Origin of the sequence: Paenibacillus sp. BIC5C1, from assembly GCF_032399705.1 — a bacterium.
GTDB lineage: Bacteria > Bacillota > Bacilli > Paenibacillales > Paenibacillaceae > Paenibacillus > Paenibacillus taichungensis_A.
In genome coordinates this window covers 6,607,321-6,633,602 of the sequence record NZ_CP135922.1, presented here as the reverse complement: position 1 = coordinate 6,633,602, position 26,282 = coordinate 6,607,321, and the positions used below count along the sequence as shown (strand labels likewise).

Genomic DNA, 26,282 nt, shown 5'->3' with positions numbered 1-26,282 from the left:
GTAGACACTTAAAAAAACCTTCATGTTATCATGAGGGTTCAAGTGACACTTGGAGGGGATATTTTTATGGCCAAAAAAGGACAAACATTTCAGACGTATACCGAAGAGTTTAAATTGAATGCAGTTAGATCCTATGTCGAAGGTTCTTCAAGTTACAAAGTGGTCGCTGATCGCGAAGGAATTCGAAACTGTTCACAACTGAAGGTGTGGGTAAAAAAATGGAAAAACGGGGAAGTGTTTGATGAGCGAAAAAACAATGTTCCGAATCCAATGAAAGGACGTCCTCGTACTGCCTTTAGCAGTGTAGAAGAAGAACGGGATTACCTTCAAGCACAGGTGGATTATTTAAAAAAGCGGTATCCAAATCTAGTAAAGGAGAAGCGCTGAGCCAACGGGAGAACTACGATATCATAGACGAATTGCGCTGCTCGCATGGCATTACACGCCTATTATCGATTACAGGAATACCCCGTTCCAGTTACTACAAATGGCGAGCAACACAGCCGCAGCGAGACGCAAGACAAGACCGTGAGCGTGAGATCAAAGAACACATGATGGCTATTCATTTTGCAAACCGAGAGTTTGGTTATCCTCGCATGACAACGGCGTTGTGGGAGGCTGGTCTGAACGTTAATCACAAGAAAGTATGGCGAATCATGCGGGAACTATCGATCCAATCGGTAATTCGTAAGAAGCGGAAGAAGTCCAGCTATACGCCATCTGTGATTTATCCGAATCGCCTGAAGCGCCAGTTTCATGCGACAGCACCCCAGCAAAAAATGGTGACGGATATTACCTATATTCCGAATGGAAGTACATTTGTTTACCTGTCCGTGATTCAAGACCTGTTCAACAATGAGATTGTAGCTTGGCAGTTGTCTAAACGGAACGATGTTCAGCTCGTATTGGATACGGTGGAACAATGGACACAAAAAAGAGACGTTTCAGAAGCCGTGCTCCATTCGGATCAGGGCTTCCAATACACGTCTCAGGCGTACAACACACGATTAGAAGCATTCGGCGTGAAGGGCAGCCACTCTCGCAAAGCAACCTGCCTAGATAACGCATGCATCGAATCCTTCTTTTCGCATCTCAAGACAGAGAAGCTGTACCTTAACCAGTGTAATTCAGAAGTAGAGATTCGACAAGCCGTGGAAGATTATATGTACAATTACAACTACCGACGCTTTCAAGCCAAACTCAAACAGCGCGCACCGATTGAATATCGATGCGCACTGGCAGCATAGCTTTTTTTATCTGTCTACTTGACAGGGGTAAGACCATGATCCCGGCTTTTTATTTGTGAATGTGTGCGATTCAGGGCAAGAGGGAGTTTATCATGCTATGCATTGTAAGATGCCAGCGATGGTGCCCTAACTTTGCTATAACGAATCATCTGCCTCATTTAATTACTGATCTTCAGACTTCTTCGCAGGTACATCTGCGTAGTTGTCGGATGACGTCTTTACTTCCAGCTTCGGATCTTCATTTGTCTCCTCAAGCGCAGAAGGTGCCGGCTCGCCCGGTACTAATTCACGCTGCTCAATCATGCGTTTTACGACCTCATAACAGTCCTCGACATGTTTATTGCCGACATACCGCATGGCCGTGAAGCTGAGCGCGGCTGCCAATCCCTGACCTGCAAAAGGGACAAATTTGGCGACTGATTTGGTAGCTACGCGTACCCCGACTCTTTTCAGCACCTGTACCACCAGTTCTTTGGTTACCATACGTCCAATGACTTTACTTCCGATGGACATGACGAATCCGTAGATCATGGATTTGGTCTCAGGGTCCATACCGTCGAGCTGCTTTTGCGATAATCCGAATTTATTGTTAATGGCAGGCAGTAGCTGCATGAGCATTCCCACATCGGCCAGGACGTCTGTACCTGGAAGAGGAACGAGTGTTGTACCGGCGGAAGCGGTGGCTCTTTTTTTGACCATGGTGCGGCATTCCTTGCGAACTTGCTCCAATTGTTCCAACGTTGCCGGAATCATAGGCAATCCCTCCATTCGTTATGGTATAGATATAACCGTTTTGACTCGTTTTGAATGGTGTTTATTACAGTAGAAATTGGTGACCTTGGCATATGAGTGTAAAGTAACCTTTTTTCTCAACCGTACGTCTAGTAAAAAAAGGAAATCAGTGAATTGCTATGACGGTATCTGAGTATTACGGATGAAGGGGGATTAAGATGCATGCAAGGTTAGGAGCGTTACTGTTATTATGCTGTATAAGTGGGCTGATCATTACGAGCTGTTCAGCAAAGGGGGAACCGAACCAGATGAATTCCAATTCGAATCAGGAGCTATCCGAGTCAGAACGAAATACGGCTCTGAAAGAGATTGAACCCGAAACAATCCAATCCATGAACACCGTGGGACTGCACATTCTTCAACAGATGGGAGCAAAAGAGAAAGCCGATGGGAATAATCTGTTGATTTCTCCTTACAGTATTACGGCGGCAATTGGCATGGCATATAACGGCAGCGTGGGTGAGACTAGGCGAGAGATGGCAGAGGTCATGGGCTGGTCGGGGATAGAAATGGAGCAAGTGAATGCTTCTCAAGCGGCTTTGCAGCAGTTGTTGACCCATTCGGGAAAAGGGATACAGATCGGTATTGCGAACTCCATGTGGGTGAAGGACGGAATCCCGGTACAGGAAACGTACCAAACAACGGTACAGCAATCGTATGAAGCCGAGATTAGGACACTCAATGGACAACCAGCACAAGCAAAGGAAGAGATCAATCAATGGGTGAAGCAGCACACCGAAGGTATGATTCCAAACTTGATGCAGGAGCCGCCTGAAAAGGAAGCCCTGATAATTCTGGTGAATGCCATCGCATTTGATGGTAACTGGATGGATGAGTTTGACCCAGAGTACACGACGGACGAAGAATTCAAGTTGGCAAATGGAAAGGCACTATCTGTGCGGATGATGCATCAAAAGAAGCAGTTCCAATACTCGGAGAATGAGGATTGGCAGGCGGTTAGACTGCCTTACGGAGATGGCCAGATGCATCTGCTGGTCTTTTTGCCGCGAGAGGGACGTACGCTGGATGAGATTCAGCAGCAGTTGCTGGATGACCCAAAACGGCTTGATCGCGGCTCCGAATACAGGTTAGTTGAGCTGTCCTTGCCACGTTTTCGTGCGGAGTATGGCATGAACCTGAAAGAGACGTTCCAACTGATGGGGATGGAAATGGCCTTTGACCCTTATGCCGCTAATTTCACGGAAATGATTTCTCCCGGGCCGAACTTGCAAGCATACATTGGTCAGGTACTGCATCGTGCGGTGATGGAGGTGAGCGAGCAAGGGACTGTAGCTGCAGCTTCAACGCTGGTAGAGATGCAGGCTGGAAGTGCTCCACCAACTGATCCGGTGAGGATGGATGTGAATCGTCCATTTATGGTCGCTGTAGTTGATAAATCCACTGAAGCATGGTTATTTGCCGGAAACGTAAACCAACCAGAAGAGATTCCCTCCCGGTAGTACGTAGTCTTCGTTATCCAAGTCTACTGACATGCCGCTCTCGAAATTCATTTTCGAGCATGCTCATCTGAATGGCATCGTGATATTGATGATTGTAATACAAGGCATCTCGCCGCACACCTTCGCGCTGAAATCCGAGCTTCTCATACGTACGAATCGCACGCTGATTGAAGGCATACACTTCAAGCTCGATTCGGTGCAGATTGCAGATGCCGAAACCATAGTCCAGCATAAGCAGCAATGCCTCGCTGCCATAGCCTTTTCCTTGATGCTCTATATGATCAATGGCGATCCGGATGTGCCCACTGCGATTTTTGGTATGCATGTCCATCAGGGCAATCTCTCCAATGACCCGATCATTTTCCTGCAAGGCAATCAGCAGCATCAAGCGTGAGTCATCCTGGGACGCGTTTTCGATGTAGCGCTCCACTTGGGGGCGGGTGAAGCTGTTTTGTGTCCCGGTGAGTCTGCGCATCTCGGCGTCAAACAACCCGGGAAAATAGGTATCAACGTCAGTCGATTCAAATGGACGCAGATAGATGCGCTTCGTTTCCAACAGACGTGGGATGCGTGGGGATGGTGTTGGTTGAGACATGGGTTATTCCCTCCTGTGAGTTCAAATCGTCATGCCATGAGTATAGCTGAATACTGTATACTTCCAAATATACAGTTTGGACAAATTGAACAGGACAGATGAGGTGGAAGTCATGAATCAATTACCGAAATTGGAGATAAACGAAAGCATCCCAATCTACGTACAGCTCTCGGATCACATCAAAAGGGAAATCATTCAGAGGAAACTGGTGGAACATAGCAAATTGCCTTCTGTACGCAAGTTGGCCGAGATGCTGGGCATAAGTACAACTCCGGTAGAATGGGCATACCAACAATTAATTGCTGAAGGTTATGTATACAGTCAGCCGCGAAGAGGATATCGGGTACGTCCCATCACGGATCGTTATAGTGAAATTCAAATTCCGGTGAGAACCGAGCAAAAGGATATGCAAATTCATGAACACCACCATCATGAACGAAAAATAGAGCGAAATGTGATTCGTCCAACAAAAGTGATCGAATTTGATTTTCATATGTCACGCAATGACTTCAGCCTGTTCCCGTTTGGCAAGTGGCACCAGTATGCGAACCGTATCTGGCGCGAAGAGGCAGAGGAATTATTGTTCTACGGAGATCCACAGGGTGAGTGGGGCCTGCGATGTGAAATTGCTAATTACCTTGGACAATTCAGGGGCGTAAACTGTTCTCCAGAGCAGGTTGTATTGGGTGCAGAGCAGCACTTGTTAATGTGTTTGCTTGTGCAGACGTTAACTCACGCGAATGGACTACAATCTATTGGCGTAGAAAATCCGGGCTATCGGCTACTGCCGGGCACATTCCGAAATTATGGTTATCAAGTGGTTCCAATCTCCCTAGATGATGCAGGATTAGATATATTAGAACTGGATCGTTTGGGAGTGAAAATAATAAGTGTCTCACCTTCGCACCAATTTCCTCTGGGCATGACCATGCCCATTGCCAGAAGAGTGGCTTTACTTGACTGGGCGGAGCAAACGGGGGCGTACATCATTGAGGATGATTATGACGGCGAATTTCGATATCATGGACGACCTATTCCTTCCATGCAGGGTTTGCTAGAGGGCAGCAGGGTGATTTATATGGGCGGATTCTCCCAAGTTCTCGCGCCTGCTCTGTGTGTTCATTATATGGTACTTCCCAAGGAGTTGATGGTATCTTTTCGGGAGATGTACAAGACGATTTTGTTTGAACAGTCAGCTTCACGTCTTCATCAGCGTACGTTGGAAGTGTTTATGCATGAGGGAGAATTGGGTAAACATATTCGTAAAATGCGTAACGTTTATAAACGCAAACATGACTTGATCATTCAGGAAATTCGACATTATTTCGGAGAAAAGGTTGAGATAATGGGTCAGAATGCCGGATTTCATCTAGTGCTCAGAGTTGATTCAACACAAACAGCCGCGGAGCTGGTGGCTGCGGCGTTAAGCGCTGGTATACAGATTAGTTCAACAGAATACCTGTGGACGGATGGGAGTGAACCAGCAGATGGCAAAAGGGAATTCATTATAGGGTTTGCTGGTATTGAGACGGAACGCATTGGACCGGGTATCGCCGCATTGGCAAAGGTCTGGAGAGAGCTTTAAGTCTTGTGAGCGGATCCGTCCAAAAATAAAGCGACCAGCTCACGTGCCAAATCGGTAATCGTTGCATGCATGTCGCGTACGCCTTCACGGTTTGCCAGCATCAGCAAGGAAGTGAACGCGTGGGCAAGCAGCATCGGATCAGCAGATCGCAAATAACCGTTGTCCATCTCCCGCTTGAAGTGGATAGCGAGGACTTCATAGATGCGGACTTCGGCTTCACGGATCTGTGCCAACTGATCTGTATCCAAATAGGTAATGGCTTCACGCATCATGGTCTCGGTATCGACGTGGGAGTGTTGCATCCGTCCTTCCGCAACTTTTTCCAGCCGCTCTTGTAATGTACCGGGTGCATCCATACGAAGAGCCGTTTGCTGCATGCCCATGGCCATCATACTGGTGATGGCGACGGTGAATAGCTGCGGTTTGCTGGAAAAATGATAATAGATCGATGCTTTGGTCACACCGCATAGCGAGGCAATTTGCTGGAGAGAAACGGGCTCATACCCGTGTTCCATAAAAAGCCGCGAGGCGGTCATCAGTATTTTCGACTGGGCTGATGCATGATCGGCACCGGCTTTGGGCCTGCCCGGCGAGCGGGGAGGGTTCGTTTTTTTGTTCATGATTGCATACCTCTTTACTTATTCATGTTGGCTGTACAAAAGTGTTCACAAAATTAGTATTTGCAATATTAACCTTCCGGTATATATAATTAAGTCAATTATACTATGACCCGTGGTTCATTTCTATATTTATCACATAAAAACGGCTTCATAGAACCAAAATAGGGAGATGAAGAGACAATGCAAGAAGGTTCGGGCTACGGCCGCTGGGTTGCTGGCAAACGAAGCAAATGGATTACACTGTTGGTATGGATCATCATCGCGGTTGTTCTTGGTGTGGTATGGCCTGCTGTAGGTGATCGTGAAACGAATAACGCGCAGGATCTGAGTGATTCCAAGCCATCGGTGCAGGCGGCAGCAGTTGCCCAGAAAGAATTCCCCGGCGGCGAAGGTGTTCCCGCGCTCATCGTATGGCGTCAAGCCGGCGGGCTGACGGATGAACAGATTGAGAACATTCAGGCGTTAACGGAGCGACTGGATCAAGATCCGGTTGAGCAGCAGCAATCTGTAGTTCCACTATATCAGTTGCCGCCACAGGCTCTGAAAGGTCAGCTTTCGGAAGACGGAAGCACCTTGGTTATGCCGCTCTTTTTCAATCAGGAAGCTGATTCCTCACAGTTGAAGGAAGGCATTGCAGCGCTGGAGCAGAAAACGAAAGACATTTTTGGCTCCAACCCATTTGATGTTGCCATTGATGATGCCAGCGCACTAAGTGCACGGGTTACAGGTCCGGTTGGGATATCCATTGATGCAAGTGGATTGTTCTCATCTGCAGATGTATCGCTGCTGATTGCGACCGTTGTGCTGGTACTCGTGCTGTTGCTGTTGATCTACCGTTCGCCCGTACTGGCTATTATACCAATTATTGCAGTTGGGTTCGCTTATATGGTCACCAGTCCGATTCTTGGATTCATGGCGGATCAGGGCTGGATTACAGTAGACGCGCAGTCCATCTCCATTATGACGGTGCTGTTGTTCGGTGCAGGAACGGACTATTGCCTGTTCATGATCTCCAGATTCCGTCAAATCCTCTATCATGAGCCGGATAAAAAGAAAGCACTCTTCCAAGCGATTACCGGATCATCTGGTGCGATTGCCATGAGTGGATTTACAGTCGTTGCAGCATTGCTTGTACTGTTGTTCGCAGAGTACGGTGCCTATCACCGTTTTGCCGTACCATTCAGTTTATCCATCTTCATCATGTTTATTGCGAGCCTGACGCTGGTTCCGGCATTGCTTGCGATCTTTGGTCGGGGTTCATTCTACCCGTTTGTACCGCGTACGCACGATATGGAAGTGGAACGTGCGAAGAAAAAAGGCAAAACAGCGCCTGCTCCGCGTAAAATCAAGGAAAGCTGGATTGGCCGTACAGTAGTAACCAAACCGTGGACAGTACTGGCGATTACGCTGGTGTTGTTGGGTGGACTGGCTACTTTCTCTAGCCAAATTAAATTCACGTATGACTTGTTATCGTCCTTCCCGGAGAATGTTGCATCTCGTGAAGGCTTCAAAGTCATTGGAGAACAGTTCTCGGAAGGTGAACTCGCTCCGGCGAAAGTGATTATTGATACCGAAGGCAGCGAGACAGATCTGAAACAACGTCTGGAATCGCTGGATTACGTAAGCAAGGTAGGTGAAGCGCAGCAGGGTGCTGAGAATGCCAACATCACCGCTTACGATGTGGAATTCAATCTGAATCCATATTCCATGGAGGCGATGCAGCATATCCCGGATCTGCGGGCAACGGCTGAACAGGCACTGAAAGATGCTGGAATAACAAGTGTGGACAGCCATGTCTGGATCGACGGTCAGACGGCTGAACAGTATGATATCGAAGTCACCGGAGAGCGGGATGCAAGCATCATTATCCCAGTGGTAATCGGGATGATCACATTGCTGCTGCTGTTATACCTGCGTTCCGTCGTAGCGACGGCGTATCTGATCGCAACAGTAGTACTATCCTACTTCTCTGCATTGGGCTTGGGATGGCTCATTATTCACTATGGGCTGGGAGCAGACGCCATTCAGGGAGCGATTCCGCTATACTCCTTCGTATTCCTTGTGGCGCTAGGTGAGGACTACAACATCTTCATGATTTCAAGCATCTGGCAAAAACGCAAAACGATGCCACTTCGCCAAGCGATCAAGGAAGGTGTGGGTGAAACCGGATCTGTTATTACTTCCGCAGGTCTGATTCTCGCAGGTACGTTTGCCGTACTGGCAACACTGCCGATACAGGTGCTGGTGCAGTTCGGTATTATCACGGCTGCGGGTGTCTTGCTCGATACGTTCCTTGTTCGACCGTTCATGGTGCCAGCCATTACAACGTTGCTGGGCAAATGGGCTTTCTGGCCAGGCAAGTATGTGCCTGTTGCAGAGAAAGACAAAGAGAAACAAAAACAATCCATGTAATCAATGGATAGATTCAGACAAGGACAGTGGGAACCTCAAACCTGCTGTCCTTTTTTCACCCATTTTCATATTGAAATGCAGGTTGATCCGAGCAAATGCTGAGATGGAATGGAGGAACTGTAAAATATCCGCAGAAACAGATTTGCCCGCTATTTTCTTTGTACAAGGAAGGTTTACGTGGCCAAGGGTTTTGGGACATAATAGAGGTAACGTCAGCCTCAGGCAGACGGATGGGATGAACATCAATGGGACAACCAGGGGGAAGGATGAAAACAAGCATGACGAACCAACTTAATGTGTATTTTAACCATGACGGCGGCGTAGATGACCTCGTATCGCTGTTCATGCTTCTGCAAATGGACAATGTAAATGTAACCGGTGTATCGGTTATTCCGGCAGACGGATATCTGGAGCCAGCCACAGATGCCAGCCGTAAAATTATCGATCGCTTCGGCACATATTCCGTAGAGGTAGCGAAATCCAACTCCAGAGGGAAGAATCCGTTTCCTGCGGCGTGGAGATTACACTCCTTCTATGTAGATGCACTTCCAGTACTGAACGAATCCGGCAAAATGGAAGCTCCTTTGTCTGCTGTTCCGGCTCACCAGCATCTGATTGAGAAAGTGCGCAACACCGAAGGCAAAACGCTGCTCCTGTTCACAGGACCGCTGACTGACCTCGCGCGTGCACTCGACGAAGCACCAGACATTGAAGAGAAAATCGACAAGCTTGTGTGGATGGGTGGTACGTTCGAAAGAGGGAACGTTGAAGAGCCTGAGCATGATGGTACAGCAGAATGGAACGTATTCTGGGACCCGGAGGCGGCTTACCGTGTATGGCAGAGCGGTATCCAGATTGATCTGGTAGCCTTGGAAAGCACGAACAAAGTACCTCTGACACCTGCTGTACGTAACCGTTGGGCTGCAGAGCGTCGCTTTGAAGGCGTTGACTTCTTGGGTAACTGTTATGCAGGATGTCCGCCACTGGTGTACAGTGAAACGAATTCCACGTACTATCTGTGGGATGTGTTGACTACGGCTTCCGTTGGACGTGAGGACATCGTGAAGAAGAAAACGGTGAACTGTATTGTTATCCCGGATGGTCCAAGCCAAGGCCGTACGGTGGAACAAGCAGACGGACGTCCGGTACAACTCGTGTATGATACCGATCCGGAAGCGTTCTTCACATACATGACGGATTTGGGCAAAAAAGCTGCTCCGCAGCGTTATTAATTCAGGCAGCTGCGAGGCCAGCCTCCATTAAGGTACAACAATAAAAAGCCGCAGGCAGAGTGAACAGGAATGGGATAATTCCCATGTCCGTTCCCTGCCTTGCGGCTTTTTTGTATTCATCCGGTGGGCTCCATGGATTTCCCATCTGCAATCGGATTTAAATTTTGAATCGGCTTATCAACCCATTCAATTCACTGGACAACACACGAAGGGATTCCGCGGAAGTACTCATCTCATCCATCGATTGCAGCTGCCCGTCAGTTGCAGCGGAAACCTCCTGAATACTGGAAGAGGACTTACGCGAGATATGTTCCATATCCTCAACGGAGGCGGATACCTCTTCGGCACTGGCAGAGAGCTGCTCGGAAGCGGCGGACACTTCGTGCAGACGTTCATTCATCGTCTCAATGCCGGAATGAATGGATGTGAACGAACGTCCTGCTTCCTGAACAACAGCAAGACCAGCCTGAACTTCTGAGGTACTGGCTGACATATGCGAAGATAAAACGGCAGTCTGGCGCGTCATTTCGGCGATCAGTTCAGTCACATGTTGGGACGATTGCTCTGATTCCCCCGCAAGCTTTCGAACCTCGGAAGCAACTACGGCGAATCCGCTGCCATGTTCCCCGGCACGAGCAGCTTCAATGCTTGCATTCAATGCCAGCAGACTAGTCTGGGAAGCAATACCCTTCATCATGTGGGCTACCGATTCAATTTTGCTGGAGTATTGCGCGAGCTGGGAGGTGGATGCTTCCATCTGAGCGTTGGCCTGATGAATCTTGTCCATGCGGTCAATTGCTGTGTTGATGTTGGTCTGGCCCTGTATCGCGTTGTGGGTTGTCTCCTCGGATACATCAGCCACCATGGAAGATGAATTCGCAATATGCTGCATGCTGCGTGTAATCTCCTCCATTGCTACAGTGACTTCACCTGCCCGTGCAACCTGCTCCGCAGCGCCTTTGGCTGTGTGGTCTGTGTGCTCAGCAATGCGCTGGCTGGCTTCCGCTGTCGCCTGCGAGTGTCTGGATACCCCTTCGGCTGCTTGCAGCAGGGAATCGGAGCTTTTACGGATACCTGTCATGACATCTCTTGTATCCGTGACCAGATGTTTGAACTCCGAAGCAAGCTGCCCAACCTCATCCTTGCGTCCAAGCTCGACATTGACAGTCAGATCACCTTTGCCCACCTCAGCAATGATTTTCTTCAGTTTCACCAGAGGACGGGTCAAATAATGCGCAAATCCATAGACCAGCAGTACGCTGAGTAATACGATGGCAAGAGCAGTCCAGATCATGGTCATCCGATTGCGTGTCATCAACTCGTAGACGGCAGTGGAGTCAAGATCGGCGCCAACCAGACCAAGCAGTTCCCCGTTAGCCCCATGAATTGGTACATAGGCTGTAATCGTTGCTCCGTATTCATCCTGGGTCAGATCGCCCCGGAAAGGTTCGTTTTGTGCAAAGGCTTGCAGCATCCCTGCATATTGATTTTCTTCAGGCGACCCGTAAGGCGAGAAATCATCCTCTTCTACATCTGGAGCAGCTCCATCCACCACGTAATAATACGATGAGGCTCCGTTCTCTTCACGCTTACCAAGCGTGTATAGATACTTCAACCCATTGGCCTGGCGAAGCTGGCTGAGTTGTTCGCGCAAGGTATCGTAATACTCGGTTTGATCCCGTCCTGTACTGAGTGGCGCATACAGGGAGGTGTCAATGGATTGTGCTGCTCGTTCGGCAACAGCCTGTGCCTGCATACCCATCGATTGTTCAACCAACTGTGCGGATGAGCGATACATGGTAATGCCAAGAACGGCTCCTGCCGCCAGCATCAGACAGGAAAAAAATAAAAAGATACGCATAAACAAACTGTTCATTAGTAGAAATGCTCCCCCTTGATATGTAGGACTATGAATTCTTATATTGAAGTTGGATGAATCGTCTTGCTAAAACTACGTTTCCTTCTTTGCTAACGTACGTATATGTATTTCATTTCTATTTAAAATATCGGCATCTGCATGATAAAGAATTAGCCCCCGGATCAAGTAGATCCAGGAGCTTATCTTGTTTGAAACGTATAAATGGATATCTCATCCCATGAACTCCCCATGATTGCAGGAGCCAATTGCTGATGTTACTACAAAGAGGGCTTTACATCGTCCCGCCACCCTGGCGGATGGAGGCAGGGATCTTTTCTGGTCCCTGATTAATATATTTATTAATAAAAGTGCCTACTTTGGCATCATCGAATTGGTCCAGCTTCATCGTTTTGGTCCATGCCGTCACGACGACCTCACTGCCCTCAGGGATGTCCTTGCTCGGCACAGCAAGGATACCTGATCCAGCTTTGCGGAACTTGGCAAGGTATTTCAGATGCTCCTTCAACTCATCACTTGCGTTCTCACGATAATAAATGATGATATCCCCATGTTCCAGATTATGTACCAGATATGGATAGCCGGGGAAATCGGTGTAAAATCCAAACTTGATATCATGCGGGTTATGAGGCCCTGACGTCGGGATGGTCATCTCATATTGGATCGGTTCTTCTGTATGATCGGCTCCGTAATATTTATCGTCGGTCACGTCAATCGCAGCACCAGCATTCAGATCCGCAACATCATACTTGGTAAGTGCGCCCTGCATGAAGAAAAGACTAAACGCAATGATCGACACCCCCAGTAGTGCATGAGCAGCCAGGCGGATGGATCGGGTTTTCTTTTTAATCACAGCGCGTTCATCCTTCTTCATATGTGCAAGTACAGACTTCTGGGTGCGTGCAGACCAGATATAAGCTGCGATGGAGAGCAATAGAACGATTGCACCGACGATAAGCCATAGGTAGGATGTGCCTGCCTCGTGCTCCATTTGCATATGATTCATATTCATGTCCATATCGATTTTCTCTACCCTTCTTAATAAAATGAATGATAACTATACACTACATAATGTAGTGTTAATGACAATGGTACAGGTCCTATATAAACATAGAGGGTTTCTCACCTCATATCCTTACGTAAAAAAGGACATACCTTTTACACTACACATTATAGTGTATGGAGCACAACGAGTGCAATCTGTTGATGTTGAAAACAAAAGAAGACCCTCCTTGCATAAGCAGAGAGAGCCTTCGTAAGAGTTTTGAACTAGATGCTACATACGACCAAATGGAGAAAACATCAGGCTAATCAATCCAATGATCATTGTAGCCAACAAGCGATACAGAATATAAAACAATACAACATTGGCAATCAACACGCTGTACATGCTATCGATAGCTGCCTTGGTCCGATTCAGCGGATACTGGAACAGCACCGTATTAAGAGATACAAAGATAATCAAAAACGAGACAACGAGGAAGAAGATAGCGATGGAATACGAGATAACAATAAACAGATTCGCCAGGACGAGCGACGCTACAGCGGGCACAAGTAATGTACCGAACTGGGCAACCAGTGTTTTGGGGCGGAACGTTATTTTTTCAATCTTCAATATGGCATACATCAATGCGATAGCTACGATCAAAGAAATGGCGGTGAACAACAGCGGTCTGATAAACCCGCCAATGAACAATCCGTCCATTTCCATCCGGCCGAAAGTAATCAAAAAGTATGTAGAGGATAGAACCGCAATCAGAGCCATCGTGATCCAGCCGTTAAGAGAATGCTGTTCACCAACAGTTTTCATAGTTTGATAAGGACGGGTGAGAACACTAAGGAAATAGGATAGATACTGTTTGCTTACTTCTTTGGCTTGCTGAACTTTCTCATTTTGTACGATGTTATTCCACTGATTGGCATTGTTGTCTCCAGAAGATGAAGCGCCCTCTGCGGCGGAAGAGTCGGATACCTGTTGTACAGGTCTGGGAGCAGAAGGTGTGTTGGAAGAAATGGGATCATGAGAAGGTGTTGCCTGTGTGCTCGACCAACGGGTGTATTCGGGTTCGGCAGCAGCGGATTGTTGATCCTGAGCGGAATCTGCAGTAGGGGAGGAAGGGGTTAGATTAGAGCCGCACCTCTCGCAAAAACTAGCATTTCCATTTTCATGATTACATACTGGGCATTTCATGGCATGAGCCTCCAATTTCATAAATTAAGATAATATAGACATTTTGTCTCATTTTAACGGTTGATGACGAAGTTTGTCTATGTTTTCAAGGGAATTAATACCCGTTATTTTCCACCTAGGTATGTGATTAAACCGGTCCCCTTATTTTCATATTGACATAAGTATGCGCCGGAATTATGATGTCATTACCGAAATTGATAATCATTATCATTAAATGAACGTTAATCTAAGGGTTTGTACTCATCGACATATTAATCGCAGGTGTACATTCAAATCAGTCTAACCAATGAGGAGTGTATCGTGTTGAAAAAAATATTGGCATTGCCGGCTGTTGTGCTGGCAACTTCGGTTTTACTCGCCGCTTGCGGCAACAATGATACTTCGGACAAGCAGGCAGAGACGCCTGCTGCTCAAAGCGAAAATCAAGCTTCCACAGAAACCACGGATGCAGCAGGTCAGGAAACGGCGGGGAGCGATTATACAACCGCAGTGGATGGCTATCGCACGTTTGCAATTGAGCAGATCGATGAATTCGTGAAGCAAACGGAGAAGTTCACGGATGCTGTGAAAGCGGGTGATCTGGAGACTGCCAAATCATTATATGCACCAGCTCGTATGTATTATGAACGCATTGAACCGGTAGCCGAGGCACTTGGGGATCTGGACCCGAATATTGATGCACGTGACGGAGATGTGGAGGCTGCCGACTGGCGTGGATTCCACCGGATTGAGAAAGCGCTTTGGGAAGACAAGACGACCGATGGCATGACTGACTTTGCGGATACCTTGTTAAGTGATGCTAAGCTCCTGCGTGCCAAAGTCGAGACGATGGACATCGATGCGAGTCTTATGGTAACGGGTGCGGTAGAACTGCTGAATGAGGTTTCCTCCAGCAAGGTAACCGGTGAAGAAGAACGTTATTCCCATACGGATCTGTATGATTTTGCAGCGAATGTAGAGGGGGCACGCGAGATATATAATCTGCTCAAGGATGATCTGGCTGCCAAAGACAAGGATCTGAATCAGCAAATTGCAGACCGATTCGATGCGCTCGAAAAAGAGCTTGCTCCATTCAAGGATGGAGACGGGTACGTTTCCTACGAGAAGCTGAAGGATGAGGACGTGAAGAAGTTGAGTCAGAACCTGGATGCATTGGCTGAACCGCTGTCGAACATGGGACAAGTACTGGGAGTGTAGACGATGACCGAGCAGAAAAAGGATTCGCTGAAAAAGCCGTTGTCACGGCGTGAAATGCTGAAGCTGACCGGCGTGGCCGGATTGGGTCTGCTCTTGGGCGGAGGCGGTGCCAGCGGTCTGATGGCGCTGAGCCGCAAAAGCAGTCCGGCGGCATTGGATGTGAACACGCCGGACAATGCACTGCCCTTCTACGGCAAGCATCAGGCAGGCATTATTACCCCGGCTCAGGATTTCATCTGCTTTGCCGCCTTTGATGTGACGGCGGGAAGTGCGGATGAACTGCGCCGTCTGTTCAAGAACTGGACGGCGGCTGCCGCTGCCATGGCCACCGGAGAGATGATTGGCGAACATAATACAACGCTGAATACTCCGCCTACCGATACGGGCGAAGCGGCAGGCCTGACACCGTCACGAACCACGTTGACGTTTGGTGTGGGGCCCTCTTTGTTTGACGGGCGCTTCGGGCTGCAGGGCCGGAAGCCCAAGGGCCTGCGTGATCTGCCGGCATTCGCCGGAGATGCGCTGGACCCGCAGTGGTGTGGTGGCGACCTGTGCGTGCAAGTCTGCGCAGACGATATGCAGGTCGCCTTCCATGCTATCCGCAATCTCGCGCGCATCGCACGCGGGCATGCGGTATTGCGCTGGACGCAGGAAGGTTTCCAGCGCACAGGCCGAGCTGACCCTGCGGGTGGAACACCGCGCAATTTGCTCGGCTTCAAGGATGGCACCGGCAATCCGGATACAACGGATGCCGTGCTGATGGATCAGACCGTCTGGGCGCAGCCGGCTGACGGTTCGGGGTGGATGGCCGGTGGCAGCTATATGGCCGTCCGCCGGGTTCGCATGCGTGTGGAGGTGTGGGATCGCTCCACACTGAAAGACCAGGAGGCGACATTTGGACGCCACCGGAATAGCGGAGCGCCGCTCGGTAGCCGCGGCGAGTTCGATCCGGTAGATCTGAAGGCCAAGTCTGCCGATGGACAGCCTGTCATTCCGGCAACGTCACATCTGCGCCTCGCCAAGGGAGACGGCAGTCAGCAAATTTTACGCCGCTCCTACTCGTATTCGAGTGGGCTTGATGCCAAGACCGGACAGCTGGATGCAGGTTTGCTGTTCATTAGCTATCAAAGGGACCTGGAGAAGCAATTTATTCCGATTCAGAAACGACTGGCAACGAACGACAAGCTGAACGAATATACCGTGCACACGGGTAGTGCTGTATTTGCCTGTTTCCCCGGAATTACGAATGGCGGATATATCGGTGACACCTTAATTTAATGGGGAGGATGACGATGATGGGCAGGATCGCAGATCTGAAGGCGCAGAAGCGGCTGTACAAAGGAAGATTGATGCGCTCCTTGCTGATGCTGCTGGTGTTCCTGATGGTGGGGTCTGGGGTAATTCGTTTACTAGATATGCCACACTCTTCTGCTGAAGGGCTACAAAACAATGAGCAGTCTGTGCAAAAACAACTGGATAGTCTATTGCCGCCTGTAGGCAGCGCCTTGGTTGAAGCGGGACAGGGCAAGCTGACAGAAGCCACAGAGGACGTCGCCGAATTCCGGCAACTATGGAATGATGCCAGCACGTTGGAGCCGGGGCAGAATGCTGATCAGGTTGCGACGACCGCCAGCGTTGTAGGTGAAGCCTTGTCCAAAGCCGAACAGGCACTGTCGGGCAATGATTCTGATGCTGCCAAGCAAGCACTGGCCGATCTGGCCCGTGCGACCAATCAGTACATTGAGGCGTTTCAAGGTGCGGAAGAGAGCAACGACGCAGGACGTAAAGCCGCCGAAAGGTTGCTGCCAGACGCACGTCAAAGTTTGAATGCAATGGAACAGGGCGATTGGACTCAGGCAGAGCTTGCCTATAAACGGATTGTTACGGCCTGGAAAGGCACCGAAGCTCCAATCCGTCAGGATCATTTTGGCGTATACAGCCAGTTGGAAAAAGACATCAGCTTGGTTCGAATTGCAATGCAGGCCGAGCCCCGCAAGGAAGTACAGGCAACAGAGCGTATGCAGGAACTGGTCACGTTGCTCACAGACTACAGTGCAGGGACACTCAAGGAAGGGGAAGTTGAGGATACATCAGCATCCTCAGAGGCTTCTTCATTATCCGACCTGCTGAAATTACTGGAGCAAATAGAGAAGCAAATTCAGGCGGGGGATGCCACTTCTGCTGCGGCGGGATTGGAGCGGTTTATCGTGGCCTGGCCTTTGGTTGAAGGTCAGGTACAGATATCATCTCCGGCTTCATATACGGCAATTGAGAATGAGATGGCGGAAGCATCCGGGTATGTCGTCTCCAATCCGCCAAATACGGTGAAGGCATCCGAGGTTGTAACCCGTATGATCAATCGGCTGGAGCCGTTAACGGCTACCACCTCATACACGGCTTGGGATGCGGCATTAATTCTGCTTCGCGAAGGATTGGAAGCCATTCTGGTACTGTCTGCATTGCTTGCTTATGCCAAGAAGAGTGGAGAGAATGCGGCCCGGCGCTGGATCTGGGCGGGAGCTGGTAGTGGCCTGCTGATCAGTGCGGCGCTGGCTGTTGTGCTGTCGCTGACCCTAGCTGTGGCATCATCGGGCAGCACAAGGGAGATGATTGAAGGGTATACGGGCCTTGCTGCCGTTGTACTGATGCTGACGGTTGGACATTGGATGCATAGCAAATCGAATACCCGCTCCTGGAATAGCTATGTACAGCGACAGGTGGGGGGTGCACTGGCCCGGGGAAGTCTGTGGTCACTCTTCGCTGTGGCGGGTCTTGCCATATTGCGAGAAGGTGCAGAGACTGCAATCTTTTATATCGGCATGGCGCCTGCAATTGAGACCTCGCAGATGTTGATCGGTATGGGGGCGGCGTTGCTCATCCTGATTGTATTGGCTGTGGCCATTATTCAGTTCAGTGTACGTCTGCCTGTACGATGGTTTTTCCTGACCGCAACGCTGCTGATTTATTATCTGGTATTTCGTTTCCTTGGAGAGAGTATTCACTCCCTACAAGTTTCGGCAACCCTTGGGGCTCATGTCGCACCAAGTCTGCCGACAATTGGTTGGCTTGGCATGTATCCGACATGGGAGACCTTTATTCCACAACTCGTTGTTCTGCTCTTTATGATCTTTAATTTGATTCGTACAGAAGTACGTTCAGCCAAAGGAGCATCCAAGGCATCCGTGTAGCACGGAGCTGCGAATTTTGGTTAGAGGCTGCGTCCTATTCACGTCATATGATAATTGCCATCATCAAAGAGTATCCTTAAGTCCCTATGTAAAAAGCCGTATCCTTCACGATCTATTCTGCGTGAAAGATACGGCTTTTTATTTTTTTAGAGGTCTATGGGATATGAGACAGGTTAAACGGTCTGTGGATTGGCCTTCATCATAGTGGGTGTGGACTCCCGTATGATCGGTTTGGTCACGATATGCGAGACCTGATAAGGCTGTGACGGATTGTCAATTCGGGATAACAGCATCTCCGCAGCTTTGATGCCCATTTCGTTGCTGTAAATATGCACAGTTGTTAATGGAGGCTCAATAATCCGTGATTCAGGCGCATTATCGAATCCGCATATTACAATATCCTGAGGAACAGTAATATTCCTCGCTCTCAACGCTCTGATGAGTTCGACGGCGATAAAGTCGTTGGCACATACATACGCATCCGGCAGCGACTTCAGTTCTGCCACTCGCTCGTTCAACCAGCCGGGCTTCGAGAAGAACAGGCGGTCATCATCCACAATGCATTGGGATGGATCGACCTGCAAACCCGCCTCCAGCATAGCCCGCTGGTATCCTACCCAACGTTCGTTGAAGCTTTTGCAATGATTGTAATCCCCGGCAAATCCAATATGGTTGTATCCACTCTCAATTAATTTTCTGGTTAACTGATACGTGCTGTGCTCGTTCTCCATCAACAGCAAATCGGCATGAAATTCCGGATAACATATGTCGGAAGCGCAATCGATGAAGATCGTGGGAATTCCGAGATCAGTAATAAGCTGAGTATATTTCAGATCAAACAATTCAATGCAAATGATACCGTCCACGTTGGAAATATCAAAATTGTTGGGAAGTGTAAGTGAGTCCTGATCTACCTCACGCACGATATGAATGGAGAGATTGTATCCTTCTGCGCTGATTCTTTTCTCCAGACCACTGATTAACATCGAACCAAAGTGGGATGTATTGGGCAGATTCTCTGTTAACAGGGCGATATTGCTTGGAGCCTTGGTTAGAACATGCTCATTTTCCATATAGGCAAACTGTTTATATTTAAGTTCAATTGCTTTTTTAATTACACGATTACGTGTCTCATCCGGGATATTTCCGCTATCATTCAAGGCTTTGGAAGCTGTATTCCGGGAGATGCCCAAAGCATCCGCGATGTCCTGTATCGTGATTTTTTCTTTTGCCATCTAGTGCTTCACCTCTAATGATCATATGGTCGTCCATAGTATTATCTTAGTCAAATGTATAATAGATCGGAACAAATAGCAATCTTAATTTTACATATGCACAATTGAGTTTACATTTTTAAATCTGACAGTGCGCTGTTATTTGTATTCAGCAGTTTCGTTACAAATGATAATTAGTTCTAAATATCCTACTGCTAATAGTGGCGATTATAGGTTGAAGGGAAAGAAATAAACGTTATATATACAATGAAATGCACATTCAGAACTCAAAAAACTCACAAAATGTTATCAAATGCACAATTATTTTTTACATTACATATTGACTGATGCCTAGATTACCTGCTAAATTGTAAATTATTAAATGAGCAATTGTAAATAATGAAAGCCCTTACTACAAGCAATTGTCAACTTCAGGAATGAACGGAGGTCATGTGTTGGAAAACACGGTGGATACCAAAAAAGGTACAGGAAGGGCGTTGAAAGAGAGGACATCAACCGGCAGGATGCAGCAGTTCAAAAAGAATTATTTTTTGTATTTGTTACTCGCACCAGCTCTGATCCTGACCCTTATCTTCAAATACATCCCGATGTACGGAGCCATTATTGCATTTAAGGATTTTAGTCCGATCAAAGGCATCATGGGCAGTGAGTGGGTAGGTTTGAAGCATTTTGAGAAGTTTTTAGCTTCGCCCAATTTTGATGTCATTTTTATGAATACGCTTAAACTTAGCTTTTTTGGATTGATATTCAGCTTTCCTGTACCGATTTTGCTTGCACTCATGCTCAATCAGGTACGTAAGGCCGGAGTGAAGAAAAACATCCAATTGTTTCTGTATGCCCCCAATTTCATCTCGGTTGTTGTCGTTGTGGGTATGCTGTTCATCTTTCTATCCCCGACAGGACCGATTAACCAGTTCGCCACTTGGATTACCGGTCAGCCAATCATGTTCATGTCCGAGCCGGAATATTTCCGCTGGATATACATTTTGTCGGATATCTGGACCGGGGCGGGTTGGGCTTCCATCATCTATGTCGCTGCTTTGGCCAATGTCGATCCGGAACTTCACAATGCAGCCAATCTGGATGGAGCGAATCTCATTCAGCGTATTCGCCATATCGACCTTCCGACGATTCGACCGATTATGGCCATCGTATTTATTCTTGCCGCTGGCGGGATCATGTCGATTGGATTTGAGAAGGCCTACTTGATGCAGACGTCGATGAACCTGCCTTCCTCTGAGATCATTGCCACGTATGTCTACAAGGTGGGCTTGCAGTCCGGAGATTACGCTTATTCTGCGGCAGTGGGATTGTTCAACTCGGTCATCAATGTCATTTTGCTGGTTACTGTGAATCTGATCGTGAAGAAATTGAATGAAGGCGAAGGCCTCTATTAGGAAAGGAGTGTTATCCATGGTAGTCAAACATACAGGACTGGATCGTCTGATCCTCGCGCTGAACGCGATTTTTCTCACCTGTGCCGTACTGGTTGTGGTTGTCCCCCTGATTTATATCGTAGTTGCCTCATTCATGGACCCAACGGTGCTGCTGAACCGTGGACTGTCCTTCAATGTGTCCGACTGGAGTCTGGATGGGTATCAGATGATTTTGTCCAATCCGGCCATGATTCGAGGGTTTGCCAATGCGGTGCTGTACTCGGTTTCCTTTGCACTCGTGACGGTGACCGTCTCGATATTTGCAGGGTATGCCTTGTCTGACGAAAGGTTGGCTGGGCGAGGATTTTTCATGATTATATTTATCATCACGATGTTCTTCGGTGGCGGTTTGATTCCTACCTATCTGCTTGTTCGTAATCTCGGCATGCTGGACACGGTATGGGCCATTATCATCCCAGGCGCAGTCAACGTCTGGAACATCATTCTCTCCAGAACCTTCTTCAAAGGGGTACCGCGAGAACTGAAAGAAGCTGCCAATGTGGATGGAGCCTCCGAGATGAAGATTTTCTTTCAGATCGTCATTCCGTTATCGAAACCCATCATTTTTGTCCTCGCGTTGTACGCGTTTGTAGGGCAGTGGAATTCCTATTTTGACGCCATGATCTATCTGGATAATCCGAACCTCCATCCGTTACAGCTCGTTCTGCGCTCCATTCTGATTCAGAATCAGGCTGCACCGGGCATGATCAGTGATCAGCTTGCGATGGCTGAACTGAAACGGCTCTCGGAAATGATCAAATATTCAGCCATTGTCATTTCGAGTCTGCCACTCATCATCATGTATCCGTTCTTTCAGAAATATTTCGAAAAAGGTGTCATGGTAGGTTCACTTAAATAGTGAACAGCCTGAAATAAAGCACGTTCGACCCAACACAATCCACGGAGGTCATTATCATGAAAAAAGTGAACAAGTCCAGAAAAGCCGCTACAACGGCATCCATCTCCATGTTGTCAGCCATGCTCCTGCTCTCGGCGTGTGGAGGGGGAGGAGGCGGTGCAGCGAGTGAAGCCCAGTCGCCTGATGGCAAAGTGACATTGAATTTTATAACACAGAGTTCTCCGCTGGCCCCTGCTGATCCGAATGAGAAGCTGATTAACAAGAGACTCGAAGAGAAAACCAATGTGCATATCAACTGGAAGAACTATACGAGTGATGTGTTTGCGGAAAAAAGAAACCTGGCGGTAGCCAGCGGTGATTTGCCCGATGCCATCTTTGACGCAGGTTATGGGGATTATGATCTCCTGAAACTGGCTAAGGATGGAGCCATCATTCCACTGGAGGACATGATTGAGCAATACATGCCGAATCTGCAAAAGGTGCTGGAGGAAGCTCCCGAATACAAGAGCATGATTACGGCACCAGACGGACATATTTATTCCTTTCCCTGGATTGAGGAGCTCGGAAGTGGCAAGCAGCGTATACAGGCGGTTGATGACTTGCCCTGGATCAACGTGGAATGGCTGAACAAGCTCGGACTGAAGATGCCAACGACAACCGAAGAACTGAAACAAGTGCTGATTGCGTTCAAAACCCAGGACCCGAACGGCAATGGCAAGGCTGACGAAATTCCGTTGTCCTTCATTAACAAGCCGGGTGGAGAAGATCTGACATTTTTATTTGCAGCATTTGGACTCGGGGAGAACTGGGACCACACCGTGGTGACCAACGATGGAAAAGTGGTCTTCACGGCAGCGGATGAAGGCTACAAAGAAGCGGTCAAATACATTCACGAACTGGTTCAGGAAGGTCTTGTGGATGTGGAAGCCTATCAGCAGGATTGGAATACGTATCTGGCCAAGGGCAAAGACAACAAGTATGGCATGTACTTCACTTGGGATAAGGCCAACATTACAGGCATGAATGATACCTATGATATTCTGCCTCCGGTTGCTGGTCCCAATGGAGAAATTAATGTCACACGTACAAACGGTATTGGTCTAGACCGGGGACGCATGGTTGTTACGAGCAGCAATAAAAATCTGGAATCCACAGCGAAGTGGGTGGACCAATTGTACGATCCGCTCCAATCCGTGCAGAACAACTGGGGAACTTACGGTGATGAGACACAGCAGAATATTTTTGAATTCGATGAAGCCAAAGGCATGCTGAAGCATCTGCCGCTGGAAGGCGCTGCACCTGTAGAGCTCAGACAGAAAACGAGTATTGCAGGACCACTGGCTATCCTCGACAGTTACTATGACAAATACACGACCAAACCGGAAGATGCTGCATGGCGTATGGACCTGCTTGATAAATATATGGTTCCGCATATGAAAGCAGAAAACGTCTATCCAAGTGTATTTTTCTCAATCGATGAACTCGACCGCCTTTCCACCATTGAGACTGATCTGTTCGCCTATGTGCTGCGTATGCGCACGGAATGGTACCAGAATGGAAAGATCGATCAGGAGTGGGACGCTTATCTGAAAGAGCTGGATCGTCTGGGATTACAAGAGTGGCTGCAGATTAAACAAGCGGGATATGACCGCAACACCCAATAAAACAAACTGGATGAGGAGACTCTTGCCGCACATAGCATTAAGGTGCGTGAGTGAAGCAAAGTTTCCTCTTCAACAGTTTGATTCAAAGGAGTAAACCAATATGTCTACCATTTCAACAATCGATTACCGGGGCGTCTATCACTTCTCACCCAAGGAGAAGTGGATGAATGACCCGAATGGCATGGTATTTTTCAAAGGTGAGTATCACCTGTTCTATCAGCATCACCCGTTTGGCACAACCTGGGGACCAATGCATTGGGGACATGCGGTGACCAAGGATCTGGTTACCTGGGAAGAGCTTCCTGTAGCTTTGGCGCCGGATGAACTTGGCATGATATTCTCCGGCAGTGCCGTGGTGGACTGGAACAATACGTCCGAATTCTTTGACGATGAGCCAGGACTGGTGGCTATTTTCACCCATCATCAGGAGGTGCCAAACGATCATCCAATTCAGCGACAGAGCCTTGCTTATAGTAAGGACAGTGGCAGAACATGGATGAAATACGAGGGGAATCCGGTGCTGGAGCATGAGTCGTTCGTGGATTTCCGTGATCCCAAAGTGTTCTGGCACGAGCAGACCAAGGAATGGGTTATGATTATCGCTTGTGGTCAGACGGTATGTCTGTACCATTCTCCCAATCTGAAGGATTGGACATTGGGCAGTGAATTCGGCGCCGGGATAGGTTCGCATGATGGCGTTTGGGAGTGCCCTGATCTGTTCCCGCTGGCCGTGGATGGGGATGCGAGCCAGGAGAAATGGGTGATGCTCGTCAGCATTGGTGCAGATCCGGCCTTTAAGGAGGGCTCCAGGACGCAGTACTTCACTGGAGATTTTGATGGGCTTACATTTGTTCCAGATGAAGCTTCCCACACCGTTCGCTGGCTTGATCATGGTCGGGATAATTACGCAGGGGTCAGTTGGTCCGACATTCCGGAAGAAGACGGCAGACGCCTGTTTATGGGATGGATGAGCAATTGGATGTATGCCAATCAGACACCAACCGAAGGTTACCGCGGTGCGATGACGATTGCAAGAGAGCTGACATTGGAGAAAAGGGACGGAGAAGTCCTGCTGGTTCAGCGTCCTGCACGCGAGCTCAAGCACGCCCGTACGCCAGTACTGTCCTTACGGAATGCTTCCATCAGTCAAGTGAGTGAGCAGTTGAACACCTTGCGCCTAGTAAACTATGAGATTTATGCGGAATGGGCTTCTGATCAGTCTGTTCAATTTGCATTACGAAGTGGTGCGGACAACGAAACGCTCATTGGTGTGGACGCTAGCCAGAATGAGGTATATGTTGATCGCAGTCGATCGGGTATATCGGGTTTTCATGAACATTTCATGGGTCGCCATGCAGCTGGATTAAAAGCAGTGGACGGAAACCAACATCTGCGTATTTATGTGGATTACTCATCCGTAGAGGTATTTGCCAATGACGGTCAAGCGGTTATTACGGATCTGATCTATCCGGATGTAGGTTCCGAGGGAATCTCTGTTCAGTCCGAAAATAAGGATGTAGTATTTGCTTCGCTTCATATCTACGAGCTATCCCCCATCCGGGTTGAATGTCAGTCGGAATAATCGTGAGGGGGACTGTAAGATGCGTATAGGAGCAATAGAAGCTGGTGGAACGAAGTTTGTATGTGGTGTAGGTAACGAGCGAGGGGAAATTGAAGATTGGTGCAGCTTTCCAACGGAACATCCCGAGAACACACTGGCGAAGGTCATCGACTATTTTAGGGACAAAGGGGTGGCGGCGATCGGGATCGGTTCCTTTGGTCCGATTGATCTGCAACCGGATAGCCCTACCTATGGTTACATTACAACAACGCCCAAGCCAGGGTGGGAAAACTGTAATGTTATTGGAGCGTTGAAGCGCGAATTCCCGGTTCCCTTCGGATGGGATACGGATGTGAATGCAGCGGCCCTTGGAGAAGTCACTTGGGGAGCGGCAAAGGGACTGGACAATTGTGTGTATTATACGATCGGCACAGGTGTTGGGATTGGACTTGTGGCGGGAGGTAAACGTGTGCATGGGTTGCTGCACCCAGAGGGTGGGCACATCCGGACGAGACGGCACCCGGAGGATCATTTTGCCGGATTATGTCCGTATCATGGCGATTGCCTGGAGGGAATGGCTGCGGGCCCAGCCATTCAAGCCCGCTGGCAGAGCCCTGGCAGCGAACTCCCGACAGACCACCTGGCTTGGGAGATCGAATCTTTTTACATTGCGGAGTCCATCACAACGGCCATTCTGCTTCACTCCCCTCAAAAGGTCATCTTGGGCGGAGGGGTGATGCAGCAAAGTCATCTGTTTCCCATGATCCGGGATCAGGTTGTACGGAATCTGAATGGTTATGTGAATGCAGCCGCAATAACGCAACATATTGACCAATATATTGTTCAGCCTGGATTGGGCCAGCACGCAGGACTATGCGGCGCCCTCGCATTGGGTTTAGAAGCAATGCAGCATGAAACATAGGCTTCATAGCGTTTGATATGTATGGACGTCCCAGAAGGGGCGGATGCAGGTTCACTTATCTAAGAGACTGCGCCGTCCTTTGTGGGATTTTTGTCTCATCTACTATATGAAAAGAGGGAATGCTCATGAAAATCATCTTCCGTTCCATTGGTTGTGTTCTACTATCATGTGTCCTTGGATCTTCTTCTGCTGGAGCCTATTCCACAGCAT

The 26,282-nt window shown here is 48.5% G+C and carries 21 protein-coding genes; 14 read left to right on the top strand and 7 right to left on the bottom strand.

Annotated features, from left to right (window positions below; translation table 11 throughout):
* Positions 1 to 66 precede the first annotated feature (66 nt).
* Positions 67 to 387 (top strand): transposase, encoded by a 321-nt coding sequence (locus RS891_RS29690; protein WP_315793342.1) that lies wholly within the window; start codon positions 67 to 69, stop codon positions 385 to 387.
* Complete coding sequence (locus RS891_RS29685; RefSeq protein ID WP_315796181.1) at positions 384 to 1,247, top strand: IS3 family transposase; 864 nt, start codon at positions 384 to 386, stop codon at positions 1,245 to 1,247. Before RS891_RS29690 ends, RS891_RS29685 begins: the two co-directional genes overlap by 4 nt.
* Positions 1,248 to 1,409: 162 nt before the next feature.
* Here RS891_RS29685 and RS891_RS29680 read toward each other — a convergent pair whose 3' ends face one another.
* The gene (locus RS891_RS29680) at positions 1,410 to 2,000 is read right to left on the bottom strand and encodes a hypothetical protein (RefSeq protein ID WP_113053030.1); all 591 of its coding nucleotides are present in this window, start codon (positions 1,998 to 2,000) and stop codon (positions 1,410 to 1,412) included.
* Between the two features lie 287 nt (positions 2,001 to 2,287).
* On the opposite strand from RS891_RS29680, the gene RS891_RS29675 reads away from it, so the two are divergent.
* Positions 2,288 to 3,499: a serpin family protein gene (locus tag RS891_RS29675; protein ID WP_315793908.1), complete on the top strand. Its 1,212-nt coding sequence runs from the start codon at positions 2,288 to 2,290 to the stop codon at positions 3,497 to 3,499.
* 13 nt (positions 3,500 to 3,512) lie between these two features.
* Here RS891_RS29675 and RS891_RS29670 read toward each other — a convergent pair whose 3' ends face one another.
* Entirely contained in the window at positions 3,513 to 4,094 is a 582-nt protein-coding gene (locus tag RS891_RS29670) for a GNAT family N-acetyltransferase (protein WP_113053028.1), read from the bottom strand.
* A gap of 112 nt (positions 4,095 to 4,206) precedes the next feature.
* Between RS891_RS29670 and RS891_RS29665 the strand changes: the two genes are divergently transcribed.
* Positions 4,207 to 5,679: a MocR-like pyridoxine biosynthesis transcription factor PdxR gene (locus RS891_RS29665; RefSeq protein WP_315793907.1), complete on the top strand. Its 1,473-nt coding sequence runs from the start codon at positions 4,207 to 4,209 to the stop codon at positions 5,677 to 5,679.
* On the opposite strand, the gene RS891_RS29660 is transcribed toward RS891_RS29665, so the two are convergent.
* A complete protein-coding gene (locus RS891_RS29660) occupies positions 5,676 to 6,299 on the bottom strand; it encodes a TetR/AcrR family transcriptional regulator (protein ID WP_315793906.1) in 624 nt (207 codons plus the stop codon). The two genes, RS891_RS29665 and RS891_RS29660, sit on opposite strands and share 4 nt — an antisense overlap.
* A 180-nt stretch (positions 6,300 to 6,479) precedes the next feature.
* Here RS891_RS29660 and RS891_RS29655 point away from each other — a divergent pair, with 180 nt between their 5' ends.
* Together RS891_RS29655 and RS891_RS29650 are read left to right on the top strand one after the other, a co-directional pair.
* Entirely contained in the window at positions 6,480 to 8,711 is a 2,232-nt protein-coding gene (locus RS891_RS29655; protein ID WP_315793905.1) for an MMPL family transporter, read from the top strand.
* Positions 8,712 to 8,989: 278 nt separating this feature from the next.
* Positions 8,990 to 9,943: a nucleoside hydrolase gene (locus tag RS891_RS29650; RefSeq protein ID WP_063567354.1), complete on the top strand. Its 954-nt coding sequence runs from the start codon at positions 8,990 to 8,992 to the stop codon at positions 9,941 to 9,943.
* A gap of 157 nt (positions 9,944 to 10,100) precedes the next feature.
* Here RS891_RS29650 and RS891_RS29645 read toward each other — a convergent pair whose 3' ends face one another.
* The 3 genes from RS891_RS29645 to RS891_RS29635 all read right to left on the bottom strand — a co-directional run bounded on the left by RS891_RS29645 (position 10,101) and on the right by RS891_RS29635 (position 14,010).
* A complete protein-coding gene (locus RS891_RS29645; RefSeq protein WP_113053024.1) occupies positions 10,101 to 11,819 on the bottom strand; it encodes a methyl-accepting chemotaxis protein in 1,719 nt (572 codons plus the stop codon).
* A gap of 274 nt (positions 11,820 to 12,093) precedes the next feature.
* A complete protein-coding gene (locus RS891_RS29640) occupies positions 12,094 to 12,837 on the bottom strand; it encodes a thioredoxin-like domain-containing protein (protein WP_315793904.1) in 744 nt (247 codons plus the stop codon).
* A gap of 258 nt (positions 12,838 to 13,095) precedes the next feature.
* Positions 13,096 to 14,010, bottom strand: coding sequence for a zinc ribbon domain-containing protein (locus tag RS891_RS29635; protein WP_113053022.1), 915 nt, complete (start codon positions 14,008 to 14,010; stop codon positions 13,096 to 13,098).
* A gap of 303 nt (positions 14,011 to 14,313) precedes the next feature.
* Between RS891_RS29635 and efeO the strand changes: the two genes are divergently transcribed.
* Genes efeO through RS891_RS29620 form a run of 3 tightly spaced genes read left to right on the top strand, consistent with a single transcriptional unit; the run spans position 14,314 to position 18,395 of the window.
* Complete coding sequence (gene efeO, locus RS891_RS29630; protein WP_315793903.1) at positions 14,314 to 15,207, top strand: iron uptake system protein EfeO; 894 nt, start codon at positions 14,314 to 14,316, stop codon at positions 15,205 to 15,207.
* Between the two features lie 3 nt (positions 15,208 to 15,210).
* Positions 15,211 to 16,485: an iron uptake transporter deferrochelatase/peroxidase subunit gene (efeB, locus tag RS891_RS29625; RefSeq protein ID WP_315793902.1), complete on the top strand. Its 1,275-nt coding sequence runs from the start codon at positions 15,211 to 15,213 to the stop codon at positions 16,483 to 16,485.
* Between the two features lie 14 nt (positions 16,486 to 16,499).
* Positions 16,500 to 18,395, top strand: a complete 1,896-nt coding sequence (locus RS891_RS29620) for an FTR1 family iron permease (protein ID WP_315793901.1) — start codon at positions 16,500 to 16,502, stop codon at positions 18,393 to 18,395.
* 173 nt (positions 18,396 to 18,568) lie between these two features.
* On the opposite strand, the gene RS891_RS29615 is transcribed toward RS891_RS29620, so the two are convergent.
* Positions 18,569 to 19,630, bottom strand: a complete 1,062-nt coding sequence (locus tag RS891_RS29615; protein ID WP_113053019.1) for a LacI family DNA-binding transcriptional regulator — start codon at positions 19,628 to 19,630, stop codon at positions 18,569 to 18,571.
* A 503-nt stretch (positions 19,631 to 20,133) separates the two neighbouring features.
* Between RS891_RS29615 and RS891_RS29610 the strand changes: the two genes are divergently transcribed.
* The 5 genes from RS891_RS29610 (at position 20,134) to RS891_RS29590 (ending at position 26,072) form a co-directional block, all read left to right on the top strand.
* Positions 20,134 to 21,027 carry an ABC transporter permease gene (locus RS891_RS29610; RefSeq protein WP_247903336.1) on the top strand — a complete coding sequence of 298 codons (894 nt, stop codon included), beginning with the start codon at positions 20,134 to 20,136 and terminating at the stop codon, positions 21,025 to 21,027.
* A gap of 16 nt (positions 21,028 to 21,043) precedes the next feature.
* Positions 21,044 to 21,925 (top strand): carbohydrate ABC transporter permease, encoded by an 882-nt coding sequence (locus RS891_RS29605; RefSeq protein WP_024632860.1) that lies wholly within the window; start codon positions 21,044 to 21,046, stop codon positions 21,923 to 21,925.
* Positions 21,926 to 21,981: 56 nt separating this feature from the next.
* Positions 21,982 to 23,589 carry an ABC transporter substrate-binding protein gene (locus tag RS891_RS29600; RefSeq protein ID WP_113053017.1) on the top strand — a complete coding sequence of 536 codons (1,608 nt, stop codon included), beginning with the start codon at positions 21,982 to 21,984 and terminating at the stop codon, positions 23,587 to 23,589.
* Positions 23,590 to 23,689: 100 nt separating this feature from the next.
* Complete coding sequence (locus RS891_RS29595; RefSeq protein WP_315793900.1) at positions 23,690 to 25,171, top strand: glycoside hydrolase family 32 protein; 1,482 nt, start codon at positions 23,690 to 23,692, stop codon at positions 25,169 to 25,171.
* A 19-nt stretch (positions 25,172 to 25,190) separates the two neighbouring features.
* The gene (locus RS891_RS29590) at positions 25,191 to 26,072 is read left to right on the top strand and encodes an ROK family protein (protein ID WP_315793899.1); all 882 of its coding nucleotides are present in this window, start codon (positions 25,191 to 25,193) and stop codon (positions 26,070 to 26,072) included.
* Positions 26,073 to 26,282 lie beyond the last annotated feature (210 nt).

What these genes read in the sequence shown, in the direction of transcription:
- RS891_RS29690 (WP_315793342.1), top strand. Translation starts at nt 67, where the DNA reads ATGGCCAAAAAAGGACAAACATTTCAGACGTATACCGAAGAGTTTAAA.
- RS891_RS29680 (WP_113053030.1), bottom strand. Translation starts at nt 2,000, where the DNA reads ATGATTCCGGCAACGTTGGAACAATTGGAGCAAGTTCGCAAGGAATGC.
- RS891_RS29675 (WP_315793908.1), top strand. Translation starts at nt 2,288, where the DNA reads ATGAATTCCAATTCGAATCAGGAGCTATCCGAGTCAGAACGAAATACG.
- RS891_RS29670 (WP_113053028.1), bottom strand. Translation starts at nt 4,094, where the DNA reads ATGTCTCAACCAACACCATCCCCACGCATCCCACGTCTGTTGGAAACG.
- RS891_RS29665 (WP_315793907.1), top strand. Translation starts at nt 4,207, where the DNA reads ATGAATCAATTACCGAAATTGGAGATAAACGAAAGCATCCCAATCTAC.
- RS891_RS29660 (WP_315793906.1), bottom strand. Translation starts at nt 6,299, where the DNA reads ATGAACAAAAAAACGAACCCTCCCCGCTCGCCGGGCAGGCCCAAAGCC.
- RS891_RS29655 (WP_315793905.1), top strand. Translation starts at nt 6,480, where the DNA reads ATGCAAGAAGGTTCGGGCTACGGCCGCTGGGTTGCTGGCAAACGAAGC.
- RS891_RS29650 (WP_063567354.1), top strand. Translation starts at nt 8,990, where the DNA reads ATGACGAACCAACTTAATGTGTATTTTAACCATGACGGCGGCGTAGAT.
- RS891_RS29645 (WP_113053024.1), bottom strand. Translation starts at nt 11,819, where the DNA reads ATGAACAGTTTGTTTATGCGTATCTTTTTATTTTTTTCCTGTCTGATG.
- RS891_RS29640 (WP_315793904.1), bottom strand. Translation starts at nt 12,837, where the DNA reads ATGGACATGAATATGAATCATATGCAAATGGAGCACGAGGCAGGCACA.
- RS891_RS29635 (WP_113053022.1), bottom strand. Translation starts at nt 14,010, where the DNA reads ATGAAATGCCCAGTATGTAATCATGAAAATGGAAATGCTAGTTTTTGC.
- efeB (WP_315793902.1), top strand. Translation starts at nt 15,211, where the DNA reads ATGACCGAGCAGAAAAAGGATTCGCTGAAAAAGCCGTTGTCACGGCGT.
- RS891_RS29620 (WP_315793901.1), top strand. Translation starts at nt 16,500, where the DNA reads ATGATGGGCAGGATCGCAGATCTGAAGGCGCAGAAGCGGCTGTACAAA.
- RS891_RS29615 (WP_113053019.1), bottom strand. Translation starts at nt 19,630, where the DNA reads ATGGCAAAAGAAAAAATCACGATACAGGACATCGCGGATGCTTTGGGC.
- RS891_RS29610 (WP_247903336.1), top strand. Translation starts at nt 20,134, where the DNA reads ATGCAGCAGTTCAAAAAGAATTATTTTTTGTATTTGTTACTCGCACCA.
- RS891_RS29605 (WP_024632860.1), top strand. Translation starts at nt 21,044, where the DNA reads ATGGTAGTCAAACATACAGGACTGGATCGTCTGATCCTCGCGCTGAAC.
- RS891_RS29600 (WP_113053017.1), top strand. Translation starts at nt 21,982, where the DNA reads ATGAAAAAAGTGAACAAGTCCAGAAAAGCCGCTACAACGGCATCCATC.
- RS891_RS29595 (WP_315793900.1), top strand. Translation starts at nt 23,690, where the DNA reads ATGTCTACCATTTCAACAATCGATTACCGGGGCGTCTATCACTTCTCA.
- RS891_RS29590 (WP_315793899.1), top strand. Translation starts at nt 25,191, where the DNA reads ATGCGTATAGGAGCAATAGAAGCTGGTGGAACGAAGTTTGTATGTGGT.